The following is a 23,405-nucleotide window of genomic DNA, read 5'->3' on the forward strand; positions in this document are numbered from 1 at the left end:
GGGTCCGTCTCCTCAGATCGGGAATTCGCTAAGGCCGAAACGGGTGGAAGGGATGGCGTCGCCGCGCCCGCGCACCAGCGGGCCAAGCGCCACCAGCGTACCGAGCAGCAGCAGGATTTCGGTGCAGTAGACAAAGGCGTAGCCGGTCGATGGCCCGGCGAGCGTCGGGCCAAGATCGTGCGCGACCGCTGCCGCCGATACCAGATCGCGCGCTAAGGCGCCGAGCGCGATGGCGAGGCCAGCCGCCGTCGCCTGCACCGCCCCCCAGGCGCCGAGCGCAAGGCCGGTGCGCCCGTCGAGATCCTTTGCGTCGGAGATCGCCATCGCCGCGGTCAGCGTGCCGACCGAGAACAGGCCCCCGCCAAAGCCGATGATCGTCGCGCCGATCGCGAGCAGCGCGGTCGCGTGGAGCGGGCCGGCGAAGATGACGAACAGGAACGCCGCGATCCCCGCGACGCCGCCAAAGCCCGCAATGCGGTGTGGATCAGCGCCTTGCCCAAGATACCGCGCTGCAAGCCCGAAGCCGACGAGCATCCCGAACGCCCAGAGCGCGGTGAGCGAGGTCGTCGCGCCGACCGAGAGTCCGAGGACCTGTCCGCCATAGGGTTCGAGCAGCACATCCTGCATCGAGAATGCCGCGGCGCCCAGGCCCACCGCGACGAGCAGCCGGATCGTCTTCGGGCGCGCGATGAAGATCGCCCAGACCTCGCGGAACGCGGGACGGTCTTCGCGCATCGCGGTCGCGTCGCGGTTGCGCGCTTCCTGTTTCCACAGCGCGATGAGGTTGAGCACCATCGTCAGCGCCGCCGCGCCCTGGACGATCTTGACGAGCTTGGTGGGCGAGAAATCGGCCAGCAGCCGCCCGATCACGATCGCACTCACCATCGTGCCGATCAGCAGCATGACGTAAAGGAGCGCGACAACGCGCGGGCGCGCGTCCTCGGGCGCGAGGTCGGTGGCGAGCGCGAGGCCGGCGGTCTGGGTCGTGTGCATGCCGGCGCCGACGAGCAGGAAGGCGATCGCAGCGCCGATATGCCCGAACAGGGCGGGGCCGTTGCCGCCGCCGGACATGACGAGCAGCGCGAAGGGCAACACGGCCAGACCGCCGAACTGGAGCAGCGTCCCAAACCAGATATAGGGCACCCGCTTCCAGCCCAGCAGCGACTGGTGATGGTCGGACTTGAAGCCGATCAGCGCGCGCAGCGGGGCGAAGAGGAGAGGGAGCGAGACCATCGCCGCGACGAGGCTCGCCGACACGCCGAGCTCGACGATCATCACCCGGTTGAGCGTGCCCGTCAGCAGCACCGCGGCCATCCCGACCGACACCTGAAACAGCGACAGCCGCAGGATGCGCCTGAGCGGCAGCTCCGTGGTTGCGGCGTCCGCAAACGGCAGGAAGCGCGTTCCGACCTTGTTCCAGAAGGCATGCGAGCGGCTCATCCCGGCAGCACCTCCAGCGCATGGCTGGTGTAGAAGCCACCCGAGATGCGCGCGCTGCGCGCCAGCGTCGCGCCCGGCATGGCGCTCGCGATCAGTGTCCGCAGCAGGCGTTCGCGCACCGGCTCGATCGCGGGCGCGCGGTTCGACCGGGGGAAGAGCGTGCCGATGGCGTGCATGACCTCGAGCGGTTTCGTCGATGGTGCGAAGGTGAAAAGCAGCGACGCCTCGGTGCGCTCGGCGAGCGCCTGCACCACCGCGACGATGTCGAACGCGCGGTAATGGATGAGCGAGTCCATCGCGACGACGTGATCGAACCGGCCGAGGGCGGGATCGAGCATGTCGCCGACGCGCCAGTCGATGGCGAGCCCCGCCGGCGCCCGTTCGCGCGCGATTTCGACAAGGCTGCCGGCGACGTCGATCGCAACGACCGCCGCGCCGCGTCTGGCGGCTTCCACCGCGAGCGCGCCGGTGCCGCAGCCGGCGTCGAGCAGGCGCAGTCCCGTCATGTCCTCCGGCAGCCAGGACAGCAGCGTGTCGCGCATCCGGTTGCGGCCCGCGCGCACCGTCGCGCGGATGCCGCTGACCGGCGCGTCGGAGGTCAGCTGCTCCCACGTTTTGCTGGCGGTGCGATCGAAATAGGTGGTGAGCGTGTTGCGCTTTACTTCATAGGTGTTCCCGCGAAGGCGGGAACCCAGAGTCTCGGGCGGCATCGCTTGCGATCCTGGATTCCCGCTTTCGCGGGAATACGGGACGGTGGCTACTTGGCTGGCCATCATTCGAACCCCAGAAACTCGAAGATTTCCCGGTCCTTCATCGGCTGCGCATCGAGCGGCTCGCACCCCGCCCATAGCTGCGCGGCGAGGCGCTTGTATTCGAGGCAGGCGGCGTCGACCTCGGGCGTCGAATCCATCTCGAATAGCGTGCATTTCTTGAGGCGGCTGCGGCGGATCGCGTCGAGATCGGGGAAGTGGGCGAGGCGCTTAAGCCCCGTCGCGTCGTTGAACCGGTCGATCTCGTCGGTCGCCGCCGACCGGTTGGCGATGACGCCGGCCATCCGCACGTCGTAATTCTTGGCCTTCGCCTTGATCGCCGCGACGATGCGGTTCATCGCGAAGATGCTGTCGAAGTCGTTCGCCGCGACGACCACGGCGCGCTCGGCATGCTGCAGCGGCGCCGCGAACCCGCCGCACACCACATCGCCCAGCACGTCGAAGATCACGACGTCGGTATCCTCGAGCAGATGATGCTGCTTGAGCAGCTTCACCGTCTGCCCGACGACATAGCCCCCGCACCCGGTCCCCGCCGGCGGCCCGCCCGCCTCGACGCACATCACGCCGTTAAACCCTTCGAACATATAATCCTCGGGGCGCAGTTCCTCGCTGTGGAACTCGACGGTCTCGAGCACGTCGATGACCGTCGGCATCAGCTTCTTGGTCAGCGTGAAAGTGCTGTCGTGCTTGGGATCGCAGCCGATCTGGAGCACGCGCTTGCCGAGCAGCGAGAAGGCGGCGCTGAGGTTCGACGAGGTCGTCGACTTGCCGATCCCGCCCTTGCCATAGACCGCGAAGACCTTGGCGGTGCCGATCCGATCGGCGGGGTCGAGGCGGACCTGGACGCTGCCTTCGCCGTCTTGAATGGGATCATGAAGGGCCATCAGTCGTTCCTCATGCCGCCGCCTGAACACCTTCGAGCGCATCCTCGATGGCATCGCTGGCGGCGTGGAGCGCGGCGAGTGTCGCTGCGTCCGGGGTCCAGAATTGGCGTTCGCTCGCCTCGATCAGCCGATTGGCGACGCGGGCGGCGGATTTGGGATTGAGATGCGCGAGCCGGATGCGCATCGCCTCGTCGAGCACGAAGGTCTCGCTGATCTGCTGATAGACCCACGGCGCGACGTCGCCGGTCGTCGCCGACCAGCCCATCGTCGTCGTGACGTGATTTTCGATGTGGCGTACGCCTTCGAAACCGTGGCTGAGCATCCCCTCAAACCACACCGGATTCAGCGTGCGGGTGCGCGTTTCGAGATCGACCTGTTCGCCGAGCGTGCGGACCTTGGCCGCGCCCTGCGTCGCATCGACGATGTAGACCGGCGCGGGGGCACCCTTCGCGCGGGTGATCGAGCGGCTGATGCCGCCCAGCGCATCGACATATTGGTCGATGTCGGTGACGCCGAGTTCGACGGAGTCCAGATTCTGATAGGTGAGATCGACCCCCGCGAGCGCGGACTTGAACATGTCAGCGCGGCGCGTCGGCGTGCCCGCGCGGCCATAGGCGTAACCCTTGTGACGCTCGAACATCTCGGCGATCTCGTCGGGATCGCTCCACGCGGCGCCGTCGATCAGCTGGTTGACGTTGGCGCCATATGCGCCTTCCGCGTTGGAGAAGACCCGCAGCGACGCGGTCTCCAGATCGCAGTCATGCTGCGCAGCATGCGCGAGGCTGTGCTTGCGAACGAAGTTGCGATCGAGCGGCTCGTCGGCCGACGCGGCAAGCCAGGCGGCCTCGGCCAGCATCCGCGTCTGCAGCGGCAGGAGATCGCGGAAGATACCCGACAGCGTGACCACGACATCGACGCGCGGCCGGCCGAGTTCGGCAAGCGGGATCAGTTCCGCGCCGGTCAGCCGGCCATAGCCGTCGAAGCGCGGCCGTGCGCCGATCAGCGCCATCGCCTGCGCGATCTGGGTGCCCTCCGACTTCAGATTGTCGGTGCCCCACAGCACCATCGCGAGCGTCTCGGGGAAGGCCGCGCCGGTCGCGATGTGGCGCGCAATGACCTGTTCGGCCGCCTTGCTTCCCTCGGCCATCGCGAAGGTGCCGGGGATGCGGAAGGGATCGAAGCCGTGGAGGTTGCGCCCGGTCGGCAGCACCGCCGGATTGCGCGCGATGTCGCCGCCGGGGGCGGGCGCGACGAAGCCGGCGTCGAGCACGTGGACGAGGGCGTCGAGTTCGGGGTTTGCGGCGAACAGGTCGGCGTCCACACCCGCGGCTTCGGCCATCGCGATGCGCTGGTCCTCGGGAACTGCCGCGCCGAAAACGTGAAGCCCGTGCGGGATGAGTTCCCGCTCGATTTCGTAAAGGTTAGCGGAGAGTGTCGCTACGTCGTTGCCGTTCAGATCGAGCGTTTCCGCGGCTGCGACGATCATCGGCTCCAGCGCCGCGCGCTCATCCTCTGACGGCGAACTGCGCCAGCGCTCTACCAGCGACTTCAGATCGGCCAGCCCCTTGTAAAGCCCGGCCCGCGCCAGCGGCGGCGTCAGGTAGCTGACCAGCGTCGCGCCCGACCGGCGCTTGGCGATCAGGCCTTCGGACGGGTTGTTCGCGGCATAGAGATAGTAGTTTGGCAGATCGCCGATGAGCCGTTCGGGCCAGCAGTCGCCGCTCATCCCGACCTGCTTGCCCGGCATGAATTCCAGCGCGCCGTGGGTGCCGAAATGGAGGACCGCATGTGCCGCGAAATCCTCGCGAAGCCAGCGGTAGAAGGCGCTGAAGGCGTGAGTCGGGGTGAAGCGGCCTTCGAACAGGAGGCGCATCGGGTCGCCCTCGTAACCGAAGGCGGGCTGGATGCCGACGAAGACGTTGCCGAAGCGCGCACCGAGCACATGGATCGCGCCGCCCGAGGCTTGCTGGCGACCGGGAGCCGGCCCCCATTGCGCCTCGATCTGCGCGAGGTGCGGCTCGCGGCGGACGTGATCGTCGGTTGCGATCCGCGCGTGGATGTTGGCGTCGCTGCCGAACGTGCCCGCGTTCCCGGCCAAGATGGCATCGCGCAGGGCATCGACCGTCGCTGGAACCTCGATCGCATAGCCCTCGCGGCTTAGCCGCACGAGGGTTGCGTGGAGCGATTCCCACACGGCGAGGTGCGCGGCGGTGCCGGTCGCGCCGGCATTGGGCGGGAAATTGAACAGGACGATGCCGACGCGGCGTTCGGCGCGCGCGCTGCGCTTGAGCGCGATAAGCTTTGCGGTTTTGGCGGCGAGTGCCTCGGCGCGTTCGGGGCAGGAGCGCATTTCGCGCACCAGCCCCGACGCCGGGAAGTCGCAGCGCCGGGCGCAACCGGTGCAGGAGCCGCTCGCATCGGCGCGGCCGCCGAAGACGCTTGGCACCGTCGCGCCGTCGAGCTCGGGGATCGCGACCATCATCGTCGCTTCGAGCGGCAGCAGACCCTGCCGGCTCGCGCCCCATTGCTGGAGCGACTGGAACTCGATCGGGTGCGCGGCGATGTAGGGGACGTCGAGCTTTGCGAGCATCGCCTCGGCGGCTTGCGCGTCGTTGTAGGCCGGGCCGCCGACAAGGCTGAAACCGGTCAGCGACACGACCGCATCTACCACCGCTCGGCCGTCCGCCATGAAGAATTTCTCGATCGCCGGCCGCGAGTCGAGGCCGCTCGCGAAAGCCGGGATGACCCGCAGTCCCTTCGCTTCCAGCGCCGCGATGACGCCGTCATAATGACCGGTGTCGCGGCCGAGAAGATAGGAGCGCAGCATCAGCACGCCGACCGTGCCGGTGGTCCCCTTCGCCTTGGGCAGCGCCTCCATCCGCTCGACCATCCGCCCGCGCAGTTTCGGGTGATAGACGCCGACCTCTGGATAGTCGCAGGGCGGTTCGGCGCGGAATGTCCCGCGCATTGCGCGCCGCGATCCGTCGGCATAGCGATCGACCAACGCACGGATCATGCCGATCACATTGTCGTCACTCCCCGCCAGCCAATATTGCAGCGTCAGGAAATAGGCGCGGACGTCCTGCGCGGTGCCGGGGATGAAGCGCAGCATTTTCGGCAGCCGGCGCAGCATTTTCATCTGCCCGGCGCCCGAAGATCCGCTCTTCGATCCGCGCAGTTTCTTGAGAAGCGCGAGCGGACCCTTGGCAGGTCGGTCCATCCGGTAATCGCCGAGCTTCGTCAGCCGGACGATTTCGGCGCCCGACATGAGCCCGAGCATCGCATCGCAGTCCTCGCGCCGCGCCTCCAGCGCGGGGAGGACGGCGCGGATGTGGTCGTCGAGGAACAGCATCGTCGCGATGACGATGTCCGCGCGGGCAATGTCGGCGAGGCAGCGGTCGAGATTGGCGGGATCGCGGTCCCAGTCCGACGCGGCGTGGAAATCGATCCGGATCGGCGTGCCTTCGGCCGCGAACCGCGCCGCGGCGCGCTCCGCGGCGCCCGACAGGTGGTTGTCGAGCGTGACGATCGCCACCCGGCACAAGGGCGCGCTACCGTGCATAATGCGCCTTCGCGTCGTAGAGTGTGTCGAGGGTGATCGTCGCGAGGCCGTGTTCGGCGGCGAATTTCTCGGTGTTGCGACGCGCCTTGCCGCGCACGAAGAAGGGGATTTTCAGGAGTTCACGTTCGGCGTCGGAGGACCACAAATCCTCCCCGAGCTTGTCTCGGGGAGGGGGACCGCCGGCAATGCCGGTGGTGGAGGGGCTGGCGATGTCCTCGGCGCTGCGCGCCGCCCCTCCACCATCGCTGCGCGACGGTCCCCCTCCCCGAGCAAGCTCGGAGAGGACTTTAGCATGCCCCAGATGGCTCGCCCCCGCGTCGTCCGAAAACTCGAAATCGTCGCGGAACATCGTCAGCAGATGCTCCTCCAGCCCCATAACAAGCGGATGGACCCAGGTGTCGAACAGCACATTCGCGCCCTCGAACCCCATCTGGGGCGAGTAGCGCGCCGGGAAATCCTGGACGTGGACCGGCGCGGAAATCACCGCGCACGGCACGCCGAGCCGCTTGGCGATGTGGCGCTCCATCTGCGTGCCCAGCACCAGCTCGGGCTGGAGCGCGGCGATCGCGGCCTCGACCTCCAGATAGTCGTCGGTGATCAGCGGCTCGACATCGTAGAGTTTCGCCGCCTCTCGCACGTCGCGGGCGAACTCGCGGTTGTAGCAGCCGAGGCCGACGACCTGGAAACCAAGCTCGTCGCGGGCGACGCGAGCGGCGGCGACGGCGTGGGTCGCGTCGCCGAAAATGAAGACGCGCTTGCCGGTGAGATAGGTCGAATCGACCGACCGGCTCCACCAGGGAAGGTTCGAGGTGTCGAGCGCGGGTGCGGGGTCGACCCCGGCCAGCGCGGCGACTTCGGCAAGGAACTCGCGCGTGGCGGCGTGGCCGATCGGCACGGTGCGGACCGTCTTCTGGCCGAACTGGCGCTCGAGCCAGCGGCACGTCGTGTCGGCGATCTCGGGATAGAGGCAGATGTTGAAATCGGCGTCCGGCAACCGGGCGATGTCGGCAGGCGAGGCGCCGAGCGGGGCGACGACGTTGATATCGATGCCGAGCGTGCCGAGCAGCCGCGTCACCTCGATCACGTCATCCCGGTGGCGAAAGCCGAGTGCGGTCGGGCCGAGGATATTGGCGGTAGGTTTGTGTCCCCGCGAAGGCGGGAGCCCAGACTGGGTCCCCGCCTTCGCGGGGACACAAATAGCGCGCACTAGCTGATAAAACGTCTCGCTCGCGCCCCAATTCTCCTTGCGCTGATAGCTCGGCAGTTCGAGCGCGACGACCGGGCAGGGGAGGCGCATCGCCTCAGCGAGGCCGGCGGGATCGTCCTGGATCAACTCGGCGGTGCACGATGCGCCGACCAGCATCGCCTGCGGCTGAAAGCGCTCATACGCGTCGCGCGCGGCACGCTGGAACAGTTCGGCCGTGTCCTTACCAAGATCGCGCGCCTGGAAGGTGGTGTAGGTGACCGGCGGGCGCTTGCCGCGGCGCTCGATCATCGTGAAGAGCAGGTCGGCATAGGTATCGCCTTGCGGCGCATGGAGAACGTAATGCACGCCCTCCATCGCGGTAGCGATCCGCATCGCGCCGACATGGGGTGGCCCCTCATAGGTCCAGACGGTCAGCTGCATGTGACCGTCCCTTCCCCACACCCGTTCGGGCTGAGCTTGTCGAAGCCCTGTTCTTTCTTCCGAAGAGAAGGACGGCCCTTCGACAAGCTCAGGGCAAACGGGGAGAGGACTGCGCTCATACCCGCAGCACATCCCGCCGCCGCAGCGGTCGCGCGAAGAGTTCGGCGAGGTCACCTGCCTGGTCGAAGCCGTGGATCGGCGAGAAGACGAGCTCGATCGCCCATTTGGTCGTCAGCCCCTCGCGCTCGAGCGGGTTGGCGAGGCCGAGGCCGCACACGGTAAGGTCGGGCTTGTCGGCGCGGACTCGGTCGAGTTGCCGGTCGACGTCCTGCCCCTCGCTGATCGCGATGCCGTCGGGCAGCAGCGCTAGGTCCTGGGCGAGATGACGCCGATGGAGATAGGGCGTGCCGACCTCGACCGGGATCATCCCGAGTTCGTTCGACAGAAAGCGTGCGAGCGGGATTTCGAGCTGCGAGTCGGGGAGGAAGGTGATGCGCTTTCCTTCCAGCCTTTCGCGGCTGTGCGCGATCGCACGCTTGGCGCGCTCGCGGCCGGGCGCGATCACGCGGCGGAAGTGCATCTCATCGACACCGAAGGCGCGGGCGGCGGCGTGGAGCCAGTGCGTCGTCCCCTCCGCACCGAACGGGAACAGCGCGTCGAGCCGGGTCGCACCGCGATCTTCCAGTGCCCGCGCTGTCTCGCCGAGGAATGGCTGGGCCAGGAGGAAGCGGGTGTTCGGACCCACCGGCGGCATCGCCGCGGCACGGCGGGCGGGGAGGCAGTGGACCGGGCCGATGCCCAGCTCCGCGAACAGCCGCAGGAACTGGTCCTCGACGATATCGGGCAGCGCGCCGACGATCATCAGCGCGGTGTCGTCGCTCGCGGGCAGCGTCGGGACGAGGCTGGCGAGGCACGCGTCCTCGCCTTCGGTGAAGGTCGTCTCGATCCCGCTGCCCGAATAGTTGAGGATCGCGACGTCGCGATTTTCTGCGCGATGCTTGGCGGACAGCCGCTGTGCCGCGCGCGACAGGTCGAGTTTGATGACTTCGGAGGGGCACGAGCCGACGAGGAACAGCATCCGAATCTCGGGCCGGCGCTCGAGCAGCCGGTCGACGACCCGGTCGAGCTCCTCGTTGCAGTCCGCCATGCCGGCGAGGTCGCGCTCCTCGATGATGGCGGTTGCGAAGCGGGGTTCGGCGAAGATCATCACGCCGGCCGCGGATTGCAGCAGGTGCGCGCAGGTGCGTGAGCCGACGACGAGGAAGAACGCGTCCTGGACCTTGCGGTGGAGCCAGATGATGCCGGTCAGCCCGCAAAAGACCTCGCGCTGCCCGCGCTCGCGCAGCACCGGGGCGCAGTCGCTGCCGGGGAGCGCGGCGGGGGTCATGCCGCCATTGCCATTTGCGGGCGGCTGTCGAGCCGCGCCGCGCGCAGCTTCAGCAAAAACTGCGTCGCGTTGATCGCATAGGTCGCATAGGCGGCGAGCGCGACCAGCATCCGATCCGTCGTCGTGCCGACTCCCCCGACCAGCGCGACGAGGTAAGCGGTGTGCAGCGCGAGCACAGCCATGCTGAACAGGTCTTCCCACCAGAAGGCATCGGCGAACAGCCATTTGCCGAACACGATCTTTTCCCAGATCGAGCCGGTGATCATGATGGCGTAGAGTACGCCCGTCTTGACGATGATCGAGGCGGTGGCCGCGCCTTCGCCCGCGCCGGTCGCGAGATAGCGCAGAACGAGAGTCAGGCTGATCAGGAAGACGACGAACTGGACGGGTGCGAGGATGCCCTGGACCAGCGTCCAGCGAGTCGAGTCGCGGCGGCGGCGTTGATCGGGCGTGTAGAGCGGTGCGCGGCGAAGGCGCCCGTCTCCACTCCTGCCCCGGTCGTCCGCGTGCCTGTCCACGTCACCGCCTCCTTGTGCCAGGAAGGTAGGCGCCGCGGCCCGTGAGTGTCAAACAAAAGTGACGTAAAACAAAATGGACATATGCTGCGCCGCGCAAACTTTCTGCAGTTGTCAGCGCGTTGCGAGAGGCATAGGGTCTCGAGTCGGCGGGGGATGCCGTTGCGGCAGGATTATCCGCCTAGTGCGTGTGACCAGGCGGGAGAGCCGGGCATGGCGAGCAGCAGTGGATATGGGCAGGCCGCGCCCACAAGCTTTCCTCGCGACCGCTACCGCGACAACATATTCGTTGCCGAGCCGATGGCGTGCGCGCGCGCGCCGAGGTGGCTCGATGCCGGCCGCTCGCTTACCAGCCTGATCGAAGGTCAGATCATCCCGCGATTGATCGTCGCACATCCCTCCGCGCAGATCATGGCAGACGATTGTGTCGATCTGGCCGATGAGGTGCTGACCTTTGCCCCGCTGGCGCTGCATGTCGAGGCGGACGCGCTGATCGAACATGTCGAGGCCTATCTGGTGCGCGGCGCAACGGTCGAGGCGCTGCTTGTCGACCTGCTGGCGCCGGCCGCGCGGCGACTCGGGGAATATTGGGAGGAGGATCGCTGCGACTTCGTCGACGTGACGATGGGGCTGTGGCGGTTGCAGGAAGTCGTCCACGAGCTCGCCGCGCGCGGCCCGGTCGACCGCCGGCATGCGGCACCGCGCGCGCTGTTCGCGGCAATGCCGGGCGACCAGCACAGTTTCGGCGCGGTCGTGATCGAGGATGTGTTCGCGCGCGCCGGCTGGGCGACGGATCGGCTTGGCGATGCCGCGATGCCCGAACTGCTCGACCGCGCCGGCGAAGACTGGTTCGACGTGATCGGATTGACGGTGAGTTGCGACTCCCATACAGCCGCGCTGCCATCGGCAATCGTTGCGCTTCGCAACGTGTCCCGCAATCCGCGCGTCGTCGTCATGGTCGGCGGCCGCGTGTTCGCCGAGAATCCTCGGCTTGCATCGGATGTGGGGGCGGACGGCACGGCGCGCGACGCGCGCAGCGCCGTGAAGATGGCGCAGGAGTTGATCGACGCGGTTGCGCGTGAGGTCGTTTCCTGCAGTTGATGTCCTTTCCTGGAGCGTTGCGGCCGTTCGATGACTACGCATCACGCCCCCGCCATCCCCAAGGGCTTTACCGCACCTGATACGGTGCCCGGCGCACTTTCCGCAGATGCCGCGGCGCGCATTCTCGGCGCGGTCGGCGACATCACGCTTGTGGTCGATAGAGACGGCGTGGTGCTCGACACCGCGATCGCCGACCGCGACCTTGCCCAATATGGCGTCGCGACCTGGATCGGGCGGGCATGGTCGGAAACCGTGACGATCGAGAGCCGGCCCAAGGTCGCGGAGATGATCGCCGGTGCGGGTGACGAGGGCCGCTGGCGGCAGGTCAACCACGTCACCGACAATGGCGAAGTGCCGATCCGCTACCTCACGATGGCGCTGGGCGACGGACGGCTGATCGCCGTGGGGCGCGACATGCGCAGCGCCGCTGCCACGCAGCAGCGTCTGCTCCAGACCCAGCAATCGCTGGAGCGCGACTATATCCGGCTGCGACAGGCCGAAGCGCGCTACCGGATGCTCTTCGATCTGGCGCACGAGCCGGTGCTGATCGTCGATGCCGCATCGCGCCGCATACGCGAGGCGAACCCCGCGGCGCACCGCTTGCTGGGCGTGAAGGACGGCGCGCTTGCCAACCAGCCGGTGACAGCGATCGTGGCAGCCGATGCCCGCGAGGCGCTGGTCGGGTATCTGGGCGCGGCGGAGGCGGTCGAGGGCGCGGCGCCAGCGACGATGCGGCTCGCCCGGCAGGGGGGCGTCGCGCAGATCGCCGCAAAGCTGTTCCGCCAAGCGCGGGTCGCGCTGCTGCTGGTGCGGATCGAGCCGCTGGAAGCCGCGGCGAACACCGACGTGGTTTCCGATGCGCGACTGGCCGATGTCGTCGAGCGGATGCCCGATGCGTTCGTCCTCGTCGATGGCGATATGGCGATCCTTGCGGCGAACGCGGCGTTCGTCGAACTCACCCAAGCGCCGTCGGCCGATCGCCTGATCGGCGCATCGCTCGGGGACTGGCTCGGCCGCCCGGGAATCGATCTCGATCTGATCCTCGGGCAGATTCGCGAGCATGGCGCGGTGCGCAACGTCGCGACGATCCTGCGCAGCTCGGGTGGTGGCCAGGAGGAGATCGAGGTGTCGGGCGTGGCGGCAAGCGACGCGCACGGCGCCTGCTTCGGCTTCACGATTCGCGACGTCGGCCGGCGGTTGCGCGCGATTCCGGAACCGGGGCTGGACCTGCCGCGCTCGGTCGATCAACTCACGCAACTCGTCGGGCGGATGAGCCTGAAGGAAATCGTGCGCGAATCAACCGATCTCATCGAGCGGCTCTGCATCGAGGCGGCGCTCGCCTACACGGACGACAATCGCGCGTCTGCGGCGGAAATCCTGGGCGTCAGCCGGCAGAGCCTGTATTCCAAGCTTCACCGTCACGGCTTGGGAAGCCTTCCGTCCGGGCCGGAATGAGTGTCAGTTTGATTTGACGCGTCCGCCTGTCAGGCATAGCGTCCTGCCATGGCTCGCTCGACCACATCGACGCCGGGACTGCCCATGCCGCGGCTGCGCGACGTGGTGGAATTATCGAAGCCGATCACCTGGTTTCCGCCGATCTGGGCCTTCCTTTGCGGCGTTGTCTCTTCCGGCGTTCCGGTCACCGACCGGCTGCCGTTCCTGATCGCCGGCGTGGCGCTGACCGGGCCGCTGGTTTGCGGGACGAGCCAGGCGATCAACGACTGGTTCGACCGGCATGTCGATGCGATCAACGAGCCGGCGCGGCCCATCCCATCGGGCCGGATTGCGGGGCAATGGGGGCTGTGGATCGCGTGTTTCGGCACGCTGGTGTCCGCGGTCGTCGCATGGGCTACGGGGCCGTGGGTCTTTGCCGCGACCCTGCTGGGACTCGCCTGCGCCTGGGCCTATAGCGCGCCGCCGTTCCGGCTGAAGGCGAGCGGCATCTGGGGGCCGGCGGTCGTCGCGTTGACCTATGAGGGGCTGACCTGGTTTACCGGCGCGAGCGTGATGGCGGGCGCGCTGCCCGCAACGCCAGTGCTCGTGATCCTTGCGCTCTACAGCGTCGGTGCGCACGGCATCATGACCCTCAACGATTTCAAGGCGGTGGAAGGTGATCGACAGACCGGCATCCGGTCGCTGCCCGCGGTCGTGGGGGTCGATCGCGCCGCGCGGCTGGCCTGCGTCGTGATGACGGTGCCGCAACTCGTCGTCGTCGCGCTGCTCGCATTCTGGGGGCATCATCTCGTCGCGGCGATCGTCGCGCTGCTGATCGCGGGGCAGATTCGCGCGATGATGCGCATGCTCGGCGATCCGGTTGCGCGCGCGCCGTGGTATAACGCGGTCGGCACGTCGATGTATGTGGTCGGGATGCTCGCAAGCGCGTTCGGCCTTGGCGCGGTGTTCGGGCTGTGAACGACGCGCGGACCGGGATGGGCTGGGTCTCGATCGTCCGGCTCGGCCTCGTCCAGAGCGCGATCGGCGCGATGGTGATGCTCGCGACCTCGCTGCTCAACCGGGTGATGGTGGTCGAATATGCGCTGCCCGCCGCGCTCCCGGCGGGGCTGGTGGCGTGGCATTATGCGGTGCAGCTGTCGCGGCCAGCCTGGGGACACGGGTCGGACAAGGGCAGGCGGCGGACGCCGTGGATCGTCGGCGGCATGGGCATGCTGGCACTGGGCTCGGTGCTCGCGGTGGATACGCTGACGCTGCTCGCAGCGCGGTCATGGTCCGGCTATGCGCTGGCGATCGGGGCGTTCGCGATGATCGGGGCCGGGGTCGGCGCGGCGGGCACCTCGCTGCTCGCGCTCCTCGCCGCGAAGGTCGATCCGGCGCGGCGGCCCGCGGCGGCAGCGATTACCTGGATCATGATGATCGCCGGGATCGTGGTGACCGCGGGGATTGCCGGCGCGCTGATCGATCCGTTTTCGCAAGGCCGGCTCGCGCTCGTCGTCGGCGGTGTCGCGCTTGCCGCGTTCCTAGTCTCGCTGCTGGCTGTCATCGGGGTCGAAGGCGTCGCCACGCCGGTTGCGGAAGCGGCGGATGCGCCGGCGCCCGACATGCGCGCGGCGCTCGTCGAGATGTGGAGCGATGCGGAGGCACGGCGTTTCACGGTCTTCGTCTTCGTCTCGATGCTCGCCTATTCGATGCAGGACATGATCCTGGAGCCCTTTGCGGGGTTGCTGTTCGGCTACACGCCCGGCCAATCGACCCAATTGTCGGGCGTTCAGCATGGCGGTGTGCTCGTCGGCATGATCCTTGTGGGGGTGGGGGCGAGCGCGTTCGGCGGACGCAGTGCTGCGGGGCTGAGACGGTGGATCTTCGCGGGTTGCGTGGGGTCGGCGGTGGCGCTGGCCGGGCTGGCGATCGGCGCGCGGATGGGCGCGGCGTGGCCGCTTGCGGCGAACATTGCGCTTCTCGGTTTTGCGAACGGCGTGTTCGCAGTAGCGGCGATCGGCGCGATGATGTCGCTCGCCGGTGCAGGCGGTGCACGGCGCGAGGGCATCCGCATGGGGGTGTGGGGCGCGGCGCAGGCGATCGCCTTCGGCCTCGGTGGACTGACCGGCGCGGCGGGGGTGGACGCCCTGCGCGTGCTGATCGGCAAGACCGATCGCGCCTTCACGCTGGTGTTCGCGGCCGAAGCGCTGCTGTTCCTCGCCGCCGCTGCGCTGGCGCTGCGCGCGACCGGACCGCGACCCGCGCCGCGCCTTGCGGAACTGGCGGCGTGACGCCCGAATACGATAATGTTATCGTCGGTGGCGGTCCGGCGGGCGCGACGGCGGCAACGGACCTCGCGCGGGCGGGGCGGCGCGTGCTGCTTCTCGATCGCGGCGGGCGGACGAAGCCGTGCGGCGGCGCGATCCCGCCGCGCGCCATCGCCGATTTCGACATCCCCGATCATTTGCTCGTCGCGCGCGCAACCTCCGCGCGGATGATCGCGCCGTCCGATGCGCGGGTCGACATGCCGGTCGGCGACGGGTTCGTCGGGCTCGTCGACCGCGACACATTCGACGAATGGCTCCGCGCGCGGGCGGCGCTGGTGGGGGCCGAGCGAAGGACGGGCACGTTCCGGCGGATCGAACGCGACACCGATGGCTGCGCGCTCGTCGTCTATGCCGAGGACCGTGGCGGGGCGGAGCACCGCGTCCGCGCGCGCAGCGTGCTCGGGGCGGACGGCGCGCGCTCGGCCGTCGCCCGCGCGGCGATCGACGGCGCCGACAATCCCAAATGCGTGACTGCCTATCACGAGATCATCCGGTCGCCGGCCAATGGCGGTGATGGCTTCGAGGCGTCACGCTGCGACGTCTATTATCAGGGCAAATTGTCACCCGATTTCTATGCCTGGGTCTTTCCCCACGGCGACACCGCCAGCATCGGCGTCGGCAGTGCGGTCAAGGGCTTTGCCCCGCGCAGTTCCGTCGCGGCGCTGCGCGAAGCCTGCGGGCTTGCGGATTGCGAGACCGTTCGGCGGGAAGGCGCCCCGATCCCGCTCAAGCCGCTTCGCCGGTGGGACAATGGCCGCGACGTGCTGGTCGCAGGCGATGCAGCTGGCGTGGTGGCGCCTGCGTCGGGCGAGGGAATCTACTACGCGATGGCAAGCGGGCGGATCGCCGCGGAGACGCTCGATGCGTTCCTGACGACCGGCGATGCGCGGGTGCTGCGCGGTGCGCGCAAGCGCTTCCTGCGGGCGCACGGCCGGGTGTTCCGGATCCTCGGGATCATGCAGTATTTCTGGTATTCCAGCGACAAGCGGCGCGAACGCTTCGTCGCGATGTGCGCCAACCCGGACGTCCAGGCACTGACCTGGCAGGCCTATATGCACAAGCGCCTCGTCCGCGGCCGGCCGCTCGCCCACATCCGCATCTTCTTTCAGGATTTGCGCCATCTTCTGGGTTCGGCAAGCTGAAGGATATGGTCCGCCTGTTTCCGATCGTCGTGGTCGCAGCCGTCATGGTCGCGATCGTCGCGCTGGTCGGCATGACGCTTACCGAATTGGGCCCATGGTATCACGCGCTGCGCATGCCGCGCTGGGCGCCGCCCGATGCGGCCTATGGCGCGGCGTGGACCGCGATCTTCGCGCTGAACGTCCTCGGTGTCGTCACCGGCTGGCAGGCGATGGAGGGGCGGCGCGAGCAGGACTGGCTCATCGGCGTCTTCGCGCTGAACGGGTTCCTCAATATCCTGTGGAGCCTGTTGTTCTTTAGGCTCCACCGTCCCGATCTGGCGCTGTTCGAGCTTCTGGTGCTGTGGGTGTCGATCCTGGCGCTGATCCTTTTGATCTGGCGACGATCGATCGTCGGGGCCGTCCTGCTGCTGCCCTATCTCGGCTGGGTCACCTTTGCGGGTTATCTCAATATGACGATCGTCAAGCTGAACGGGCCGTTCCACTGATCGACTGGCTGTTCCGCCATGGCCACGCCGCCGATCTGGTGCTTGCGGTCATGCTGGTCGAATTCATCTGGCTGACCACGCGTGGCGGATGGCGCACGCGCGACGCGGCGCTGCGACTCCTTCCCGGGGCGTTGATGATGGTTGCGCTACGCGGCGCGTTGACCGGCGCTGCATGGCCGTGGATCGCGGCGCCGCTGATGATGGCATTCCCCGTCCACCTCGCCGACCTCCGCCGGCGAGGGGACGCGGGCAAGGTTATTTGAGCGTGCCCAGATAGGCGATGACGTCGGCGCGCTTCTGCGGATCGCTGATCCCGGCGAAGGTCATCTTGGTGCCGGGAACCACCCGCTGCGGATTTTCCAGATACTGAAACAGCTTTTCGGGCGTCCAGGTGATGCCGCTGTTCTTGTTGGCGGGCGAATAATTGAAATCCGCGACACTGCCCGCCTTGCGTCCGACGACGCCCTGCAGATGCGGGCCGATCTTGTTCACGGCGACGTCGTGACAGGTCTTGCACTGGATGAAGACGGTCTGGCCCTTCGTCGCGTCGCCGGTGAAGCTGGCGAGCTTGGCGCCGCTCACCGTATCGGTGTTGTCGGCGGCCGGCGCGGGGGCCGTCGTCGTTGTGGTGGTCGTCGTCGCGGTGTTGCCCGCGGCGCTGGTGCTCGCGGTTTCGGTCGTCGTCGTGGCGGTATCGTCCGCCTTTTTGGAACACGCAGCGAGCGCGAAGGTCACGCACGCGGCGCCGATCGCCAGATGGCCGAAACGTCTCATCGGTCGGGATTGCATTCTCACACTCCTCACCTGCCAGTTATCGACTCTCCCGTTCGGTTCAGTTGACACCATTCTCCGGGACTTGTCCAATTGCCTTGACAATCATTTCGCCGCCGCCCGGCTCTTTCTCACCGGCAGCGAGGCATAATAGGCTGCGACCGCATCGATCTCGCGGTCGTTCATCCGCGCCGCGATCGCGAGCATCGGATTGCCCGCCGGCCGCTCCTGCGCGCGGCGGTCGCGGAAGCGGTTCATACGCTGGCGCAGATACAGCGCGTGCTGACCGTCGAGACTGGGGAAGGCCTTGGCCGAGGCGCGGTTGATGTCGTGGCAATTGGCGCACGCATCCTGCCGCCGCGCGCCGAGACCGCCCGTTGCGATGCTTTCTCCCATCGCGACGAGCGCCGGGGACGGGGCGGGTCCCGAAGGGCCGGGGCGCGGCTGCGCGGTGTAGTAGCGGGCGAGCGCGTCGATCTGCGCGGGGCTGAGCTGGGTCGCGACGGGCAGCATGAAGCCGCTGTGCCGCGCACCGGTCGCGAATTTGGTAAGCGTATCGCGGAAATAGGTCGGATCGAGCAGCGTGATGTTGGGCAGCAGCCCGCCGGGATAGCCCGTGCCTTGCGGCCCATGGCACCGCGCGCACGTAGCCGTCACTGTCCCGCCTATCGCAAACTCGTCGAACCCGTAAGCCGGCGCCGTGTAGCGGCTGTCGAGCGGATATTCGCCCACATTGGGCATGGTGTAAGGGCGGCTCGCCGAACCGGCGACGACAGGGCCGATCGGGTCGGGCTTGGTCGCTGTCCCAGTCCGTCCGTAAGCGACGGAGACGAAGCGCTGCGGCGAAAGCTTCGGCAGCACGCGCAGGAACGAGACCACCGACCAGACTTCGTCGTCGCGGTCCTGCACCGTCCACGCCGGCATCGCGCTGTATTTGACGCCGTGCTTGACGATCCAAAACAGTTCGCGGTCGCTGAACCGCGAGAGCACTTCCGGGAAATGCTGCGGACGGGGGCGCATCGACAGGACGACGGGGTTCTGGCCGAAACCCGGCCCGGCATGGCAATGCGCGCAAGCCATGCCGTAATAGCGCGCGCCTTTCGCCGCCATCGCGGGCGTTCCGAAATCCGCCGGAACAGCGACATCGCTGGCATGATGCGCTGTCGACCGCGAAAACACCGAATGAAGAAACGACGCCCAGCCCGCGGGGTGCGGCGTCGAGGCGGAGAGATCGGCGATTCCGCTGGTAAGCACGATGACCGCGACCAGCACCGCCGCGGCGCCAGCGGCGAACAGGGGACCCAGCCATTGGCCGAGCTTCGGCGGGAACATCGCCGATGCTAACGGCCCTTTGCGAAAACCTGTGCCCAAGCGATGCTTCCCACATCCTGTCCCGTCGTCAGCGGGATGACGTTTGGAAGGCGAAACGGTTCCGTCGTCGACGGGCGTGGGATCAGCGCGCGGGGCGCTGGAGCACGTCACGCCGCATCGGCGCCAGCTTGGCCAGAAACCGGTTCTGCGCGGCAAAGGCGACATGCTCGGCGCGCATCGCGGCCTGGAGATTCTCGACCAGCGCGGTCATGTCGGCGGTCTGGATGCCCATATCCTTGTGCGCATCGCGCATCGTCCGGCCGGTATAGGCGCAGCCGCCGTTCAGGATGTAGCAGAACTGCTCGTTCAGCGTGCGGCGCAGCCGGACGAGGTCCTGGTTCTTGAAGATGTCGGAGATACGCGGATCGGCGAGGTTACGGGTCACCATGCCCTCCACGATCCGCGCCACGCCCTCGCGCTCGCGGAAGGCGCGCCACATGCTGTCGCCCGTGAACGGGGTCGCGCCGGCATTGGCGTTGCTTTGGGTGTAGGGATCGACCGGGTCCTCCCCGGCGGGAACGGCCTGTGCGGCGAGGATAGGTGCGAGCAGGAGGACGGCGATCATCAGAAACTCCCCTGGATCGAGGCGAAAAGCCCGTTCTGACGCTTGAACGTCGCGATGCTGCCAAGCGCTGTGTAGGCGGCTGTCACCGCTACGCGGCGCCCGACCGCCCAGGCTGCGAAAAGATCGTAGCTGTCGTCTTCCTTCGCGAAGCCGAGATTGTCGGGCTTCGTGCGATATTCCCCGCCGACGAGCAATTTGCGGGTGACGAGCATGCCCGCCGAGCCTTCGAACTGCGCCGCGCGGTTCGCCTGTCTGTCGCCGCCGAAGCCGAGCAGCCCGAACTGGTTGGCTTTCGTGAACCGCACCGTCGCGTCGAGCACGATGCTCCGCGAGAGAATCACCTTCGTCGCCGACGCGTAGAAATCCGTGCCGCGGCTTTCCTTGCCGCCGACCGCATGGATGATCGTCGCCTTGTCCGCGCGCTTGTGCTGCACGCCGATCGCGATCTGCGGCAGGATGCTGTCCTGATCCCACACCGCATCACCAAGAACGCGGACCTTCGCCCCGAAGACGTCCTGCGCGAAGGTGAAGCCGCGACCCAGCCCGAGCGCCGCACCCGCCGAGCGCGTGTCGAAGCTCTGGTGCGCATAGGTAAGCTCTACCCGGTCGCGCCAGCCGATCGCCGCGCCATAGCTCGTCAGGTCGAAATCGGGCAGCGCGACATAGGTGGCGTGGGCGCTGCCGCCGATGCCGTCCTCGGTTTCGTTGCCGCCGATCACCGCCCAGCTCGCAAGCCCGCCGCCGGCCGCGCCCTCGACGCTCGACACGCCGCCGGTGAGCAGCAGCTTCCCGCCATCGCGGCGTTCGCGTGCCGCAGCGGGCGTCGCGAGGACGGACAGCGCGGCGGCGGCGGGCAATAGCCTTGCAAGGGGAATCATTGTGGCCGCCTTTGAAAACACAGGCCTCGATTTGATCCATTATGGTTGAAATCGCCTTAACGCGGCTTTTACCGGTTGGAAGTTGCTGCGCTGTACGAGCGGCTTATGCGCGCCATCCTTTTCGCAGCCCTTGCCATTCTGTGCCCGACGTTCGGCGCTTCGGTGGCGCGCGCCTCGCCAGTAACGGTTGTCGTGACGGGCAGCGACGGGAAGCCGCTGGCGAATGCGGTCGTCACCGTCGAAGTGGCGGGCGTCCCCGCGCCTGCGCCGCGCGGTACCTATGTGATGGCACAGCAAAGGATCGCGTTCGACCCCCATATCATCGTCGTGCCGGTGGGGGCGACGGTCAGCTTTCCCAATCGGGACAAGGTGCGCCATCACGTCTATTCCTTTTCCGCGCCGAAGAAGTTCGATCTGAAACTCTATGGCCGTGACGAGACGAAGACGGTGACCTTCGACAAGCCGGGCGCCGTCGCGCTCGGGTGCAACATCCATGATTCGATGAGCGGGTTCGTCTTCGTGACCGCGACGCCCTTTGCCGCGATTTCCGACGCATCGGGCCGGGTGACGATCAACGGTGTGCCCGCCGGGAAAGCGACGCTCAGCGTCTGGCATCCGTCGATCCGCGCGGCACGCAACATCCTGTCGCAGCCCGTCGCCGTGGCTGCGTCGGGGCTGAGCACGGCGGTCAACATCCGACGATGACCCTGCGACCAATCCGCTTCACGCACCTGCGCACGCGGCTGGCGGTGCTCTACGCCGGGCTGTTCGCGATCGGCTTCGTCGTCGTGGCCGTCGTCGCGCAGGTGGTGATCCAGGATCGGGCGCGGCAATCGGTGAACGGTGAACTCGCGGCAAGCGGCACGGTCTATGACCGGCTTTGGGCCATGCGCGAGCGGTCGCTCGCCGGATCGGCCGACGTGCTCGCGCGGGATTTCGGCTTTCGCTCGGCTGTCGCGAGCGGCGATGCGGCGACGATCGTCTCCGCGCTGGCGACGCTGAAGGCGCGGGCTGGCACATCGATCGCGGCGGTGGTCGGTTTGGACGGGCATGTGACCGGCGCGAGCGGTGCGCTCGCGGCGGCGATTGCGCGCCTGCCCGACGATCTGCCCGACGGGCGCCGGGATGCGGTGGTTACGGTCGGCCGCGAGACTTATCGCCTGATCCAGTCGCCGATCCTTGCACCGACCGCGATCGGGTGGGTGGTTTTCGCCGTGCGCCTCGACGCGGGCGAGATGCGCAATCTTGAGAAACTATCCGCGATCCCGCTGGTCGCCACGATCCTGCAGCGCGACGACAGGGGGCACTGGCACGCGGCGGACGGATCGATCGCGGCGGGGCCTGCGATCGACGAACTGGTCGCGCGCGCGAATGTCCGACGGATTCCGACCACGCTCGATCTGCGCGAGGGGCGCGCCTTCGCGCTCGCCCGCCCGCTCGCCGGACCCACAGGACCGGCCGAGGCCGCTTTGCTCCTGCGCTACCCGACCGACCTTGCGCTCGCGCCGTTCCGGCCGATCCAGATCGGCATCATCCTCGCCGGCCTTATCGTTCTGGTGATCGTCGTGCTCGGCAGTCTGCGTCTTGCACGCACTATCGCGCAGCCGGTCGCCGCCCTCCAGCGGGCCGCACAGACGCTGGAAGAGGGCACGCGCACCGAGGTCTCGGTGACGGGTATCGACGAGATCGGGCAGCTGGCGGAAAGCTTCAATCGCATGTCGGCGGGCATCGTCGAGCGCGAGCATCGCATCACGCACTTGGCCTTCCACGACTCGCTGACCGACCTGCCTAATCGTACCTTCTTCCGCCAGTCGCTCGACCAGAGCATCGCGCGGCTGACGCGGACGGGCGACCGGGTCGCCGTGCTGTGCCTCGATCTCGACGGGTTCAAGGGCATCAACGACACGCTGGGCCACCCGGTCGGCGACGCGCTGCTGCGCCGCGTCGGACTGATGCTGCTCGACCTGGCGCCCGATGGGCTGGTCGCGCGGCTAGGCGGTGATGAGTTCGCGATCATCCTGGCCGAAGCGTTCGACGATGACCGGCCGCGCGCGCTTGCGCAGACGATTCTCGATGCGCTCGTCGAGCCGATCGACGTGCAGGGGCATATCATCCCGACCGGGGTCAGCGTCGGGATCGCGATCGGCCCGGGCGACGGCGTCGATGCCGACCAGCTGCTCAAGAACGCCGACCTCGCGCTCTACCGTGCCAAGCAGGACGGGCGCGGGGTGTATCGCTTCTTCGAAACCTCGCTCGACCAGGCGGCGCGGGCGCGGCGGCAGCTCGAGCTCGACCTGCGAACCGCGCTGAAGACCGGCCAGTTCCGGCTGAACTACCAGCCGATCTACGATCTGAAATCCGACAGCATCAGCGGGTTCGAGGCGCTTTTGCGCTGGGATCACCCGACGCGCGGACTGGTATCGCCGGTCGAGTTCATCCCGGTCGCCGAGGACACCGGCCTGATCATCGCGATCGGCGAATGGGTGCTCCACGAGGCATGCCGGGAGGCGAAATCCTGGCCGAGCACCGTTCGGATCGCGGTGAACGTGTCGCCGATCCAGTTCCGCAATCCGGGGTTCGCCGCGGTCGTGATGCAGGCGCTCGCACGCAGCGGCCTAAACCCGCAGCGGCTGGAGATCGAGATCACCGAATCGGTGTTTCTCGACGGAGAGGAACCGGTCGTGGCGCTGCTGCACCAGCTTCGCGCGATGGGCATCCGCGTGGCGCTCGACGATTTCGGCACGGGCTATTCCTCGCTCAGCTATCTGCGCAGCTTCCCGTTCGACAAGATCAAGATCGACAAGTCCTTCGTCGACAGCGTCGCGCAGGATAGCGGTGCAGCGGCGATCGTGCGCGCGATCGTCGATCTGGCGACCGCGCTGCATATGGAAACGACCGCCGAGGGCGTCGAGGATTCGAGCCAGCTCGACCGGCTGCGCAGCCAGGGATGTTCGAGCATTCAGGGCTATCTGTTCAGCCGCCCGATCGATGGTGCGGCCGCGGGGCGTCTGATCGAGTCTGCCTGCGGAAGCGTCGCCGCGGCCTAATCCTAGCGGTTCGGATAACTCGCGAATCGACCCGTCGGCGCGCCAGCGACACCGTCCACCGCCGGTAGGTTGACGGTTGCACCGACCTTCGCAAGTGCA

20 protein-coding genes are annotated in these 23,405 nt (G+C 67.8%); 9 read left to right on the plus strand and 11 right to left on the minus strand.

Translation table 11 applies throughout. From position 1 onward, the window contains the following. Positions 1 to 12: 12 nt before the first annotated feature. The 7 genes from BOS5A_RS04960 to bchF form a co-directional block, all read right to left on the minus strand. Entirely contained in the window at positions 13 to 1,440 is a 1,428-nt protein-coding gene (locus tag BOS5A_RS04960) for a BCD family MFS transporter (RefSeq protein WP_151954070.1), read from the minus strand. Further along, entirely contained in the window at positions 1,437 to 2,150 is a 714-nt protein-coding gene (gene bchM, locus BOS5A_RS04965) for a magnesium protoporphyrin IX methyltransferase (protein ID WP_151954071.1), read from the minus strand. The genes BOS5A_RS04960 and bchM overlap by 4 nt, the downstream gene beginning before the upstream one ends. A gap of 62 nt (positions 2,151 to 2,212) precedes the next feature. Continuing rightward, positions 2,213 to 3,094, minus strand: coding sequence for a ferredoxin:protochlorophyllide reductase (ATP-dependent) iron-sulfur ATP-binding protein (gene bchL / locus BOS5A_RS04970; RefSeq protein WP_151954072.1), 882 nt, complete (start codon positions 3,092 to 3,094; stop codon positions 2,213 to 2,215). A gap of 10 nt (positions 3,095 to 3,104) precedes the next feature. Beyond that, entirely contained in the window at positions 3,105 to 6,656 is a 3,552-nt protein-coding gene (locus tag BOS5A_RS04975; protein ID WP_151954073.1) for a magnesium chelatase subunit H, read from the minus strand. Then, a complete protein-coding gene (bchB, locus tag BOS5A_RS04980) occupies positions 6,646 to 8,283 on the minus strand; it encodes a ferredoxin:protochlorophyllide reductase (ATP-dependent) subunit B (protein ID WP_151954074.1) in 1,638 nt (545 codons plus the stop codon). Before bchB ends, BOS5A_RS04975 begins: the two co-directional genes overlap by 11 nt. A 115-nt stretch (positions 8,284 to 8,398) precedes the next feature. After that, on the minus strand, positions 8,399 to 9,670 hold the full coding sequence (locus BOS5A_RS04985; RefSeq protein ID WP_151954075.1) for a ferredoxin:protochlorophyllide reductase (ATP-dependent) subunit N: 1,272 nt from the start codon (positions 9,668 to 9,670) through the stop codon (positions 8,399 to 8,401). Next, the gene (gene bchF, locus BOS5A_RS04990) at positions 9,667 to 10,188 is read right to left on the minus strand and encodes a 2-vinyl bacteriochlorophyllide hydratase (RefSeq protein ID WP_199857212.1); all 522 of its coding nucleotides are present in this window, start codon (positions 10,186 to 10,188) and stop codon (positions 9,667 to 9,669) included. The genes BOS5A_RS04985 and bchF overlap by 4 nt, the downstream gene beginning before the upstream one ends. 210 nt (positions 10,189 to 10,398) lie before the next feature. Between bchF and BOS5A_RS04995 the strand changes: the two genes are divergently transcribed. From BOS5A_RS04995 to BOS5A_RS05025, 7 genes are read left to right on the plus strand one after another with little or no spacing between them, the layout of a single operon-like run. Beyond that, a complete protein-coding gene (locus BOS5A_RS04995) occupies positions 10,399 to 11,286 on the plus strand; it encodes a cobalamin B12-binding domain-containing protein (RefSeq protein ID WP_151954077.1) in 888 nt (295 codons plus the stop codon). A 30-nt stretch (positions 11,287 to 11,316) separates the two neighbouring features. Further along, entirely contained in the window at positions 11,317 to 12,741 is a 1,425-nt protein-coding gene (ppsR, locus tag BOS5A_RS05000; protein WP_151954078.1) for a transcriptional regulator PpsR, read from the plus strand. A 48-nt stretch (positions 12,742 to 12,789) separates the two neighbouring features. Beyond that, positions 12,790 to 13,698: a chlorophyll synthase ChlG gene (gene chlG, locus BOS5A_RS05005; RefSeq protein WP_151954079.1), complete on the plus strand. Its 909-nt coding sequence runs from the start codon at positions 12,790 to 12,792 to the stop codon at positions 13,696 to 13,698. A 17-nt stretch (positions 13,699 to 13,715) separates the two neighbouring features. Then, entirely contained in the window at positions 13,716 to 15,011 is a 1,296-nt protein-coding gene (locus tag BOS5A_RS05010) for a BCD family MFS transporter (RefSeq protein WP_151954515.1), read from the plus strand. After that, on the plus strand, positions 15,008 to 16,189 hold the full coding sequence (locus BOS5A_RS05015) for a geranylgeranyl diphosphate reductase (RefSeq protein ID WP_151954080.1): 1,182 nt from the start codon (positions 15,008 to 15,010) through the stop codon (positions 16,187 to 16,189). Before BOS5A_RS05010 ends, BOS5A_RS05015 begins: the two co-directional genes overlap by 4 nt. A gap of 5 nt (positions 16,190 to 16,194) precedes the next feature. Continuing rightward, on the plus strand, positions 16,195 to 16,674 hold the full coding sequence (locus tag BOS5A_RS05020) for a TspO/MBR family protein (protein WP_199857214.1): 480 nt from the start codon (positions 16,195 to 16,197) through the stop codon (positions 16,672 to 16,674). Between the two features lie 50 nt (positions 16,675 to 16,724). Next, positions 16,725 to 16,937, plus strand: coding sequence for a hypothetical protein (locus BOS5A_RS05025; protein ID WP_151954081.1), 213 nt, complete (start codon positions 16,725 to 16,727; stop codon positions 16,935 to 16,937). Here BOS5A_RS05025 and BOS5A_RS05030 read toward each other — a convergent pair. The 4 genes from BOS5A_RS05030 to BOS5A_RS05045 form a co-directional block, all read right to left on the minus strand. Next, positions 16,930 to 17,463 carry a c-type cytochrome gene (locus tag BOS5A_RS05030; RefSeq protein WP_151954082.1) on the minus strand — a complete coding sequence of 178 codons (534 nt, stop codon included), beginning with the start codon at positions 17,461 to 17,463 and terminating at the stop codon, positions 16,930 to 16,932. The two genes, BOS5A_RS05025 and BOS5A_RS05030, sit on opposite strands and share 8 nt — an antisense overlap. Positions 17,464 to 17,550: 87 nt before the next feature. Beyond that, a complete protein-coding gene (locus tag BOS5A_RS05035) occupies positions 17,551 to 18,777 on the minus strand; it encodes a c-type cytochrome (RefSeq protein ID WP_199857216.1) in 1,227 nt (408 codons plus the stop codon). Between the two features lie 121 nt (positions 18,778 to 18,898). Next, entirely contained in the window at positions 18,899 to 19,381 is a 483-nt protein-coding gene (locus tag BOS5A_RS05040) for a group I truncated hemoglobin (RefSeq protein ID WP_151954084.1), read from the minus strand. Further along, complete coding sequence (locus BOS5A_RS05045) at positions 19,381 to 20,259, minus strand: DUF3034 family protein (protein ID WP_151954085.1); 879 nt, start codon at positions 20,257 to 20,259, stop codon at positions 19,381 to 19,383. Before BOS5A_RS05045 ends, BOS5A_RS05040 begins: the two co-directional genes overlap by 1 nt. A gap of 105 nt (positions 20,260 to 20,364) precedes the next feature. Here BOS5A_RS05045 and BOS5A_RS05050 point away from each other — a divergent pair, with 105 nt between their 5' ends. Both BOS5A_RS05050 and BOS5A_RS05055 read left to right on the plus strand, forming a co-directional pair. Beyond that, entirely contained in the window at positions 20,365 to 20,964 is a 600-nt protein-coding gene (locus tag BOS5A_RS05050) for a methylamine utilization protein (RefSeq protein WP_151954086.1), read from the plus strand. Further along, the gene (locus tag BOS5A_RS05055; protein WP_151954087.1) at positions 20,961 to 23,306 is read left to right on the plus strand and encodes a putative bifunctional diguanylate cyclase/phosphodiesterase; all 2,346 of its coding nucleotides are present in this window, start codon (positions 20,961 to 20,963) and stop codon (positions 23,304 to 23,306) included. The genes BOS5A_RS05050 and BOS5A_RS05055 overlap by 4 nt, the downstream gene beginning before the upstream one ends. The last annotated feature ends 99 nt before the right edge of the window (positions 23,307 to 23,405 follow it).

The organism is Sphingomonas sp. EC-HK361, from assembly GCF_902498785.1.
Classification (GTDB): domain Bacteria; phylum Pseudomonadota; class Alphaproteobacteria; order Sphingomonadales; family Sphingomonadaceae; genus Sphingomonas.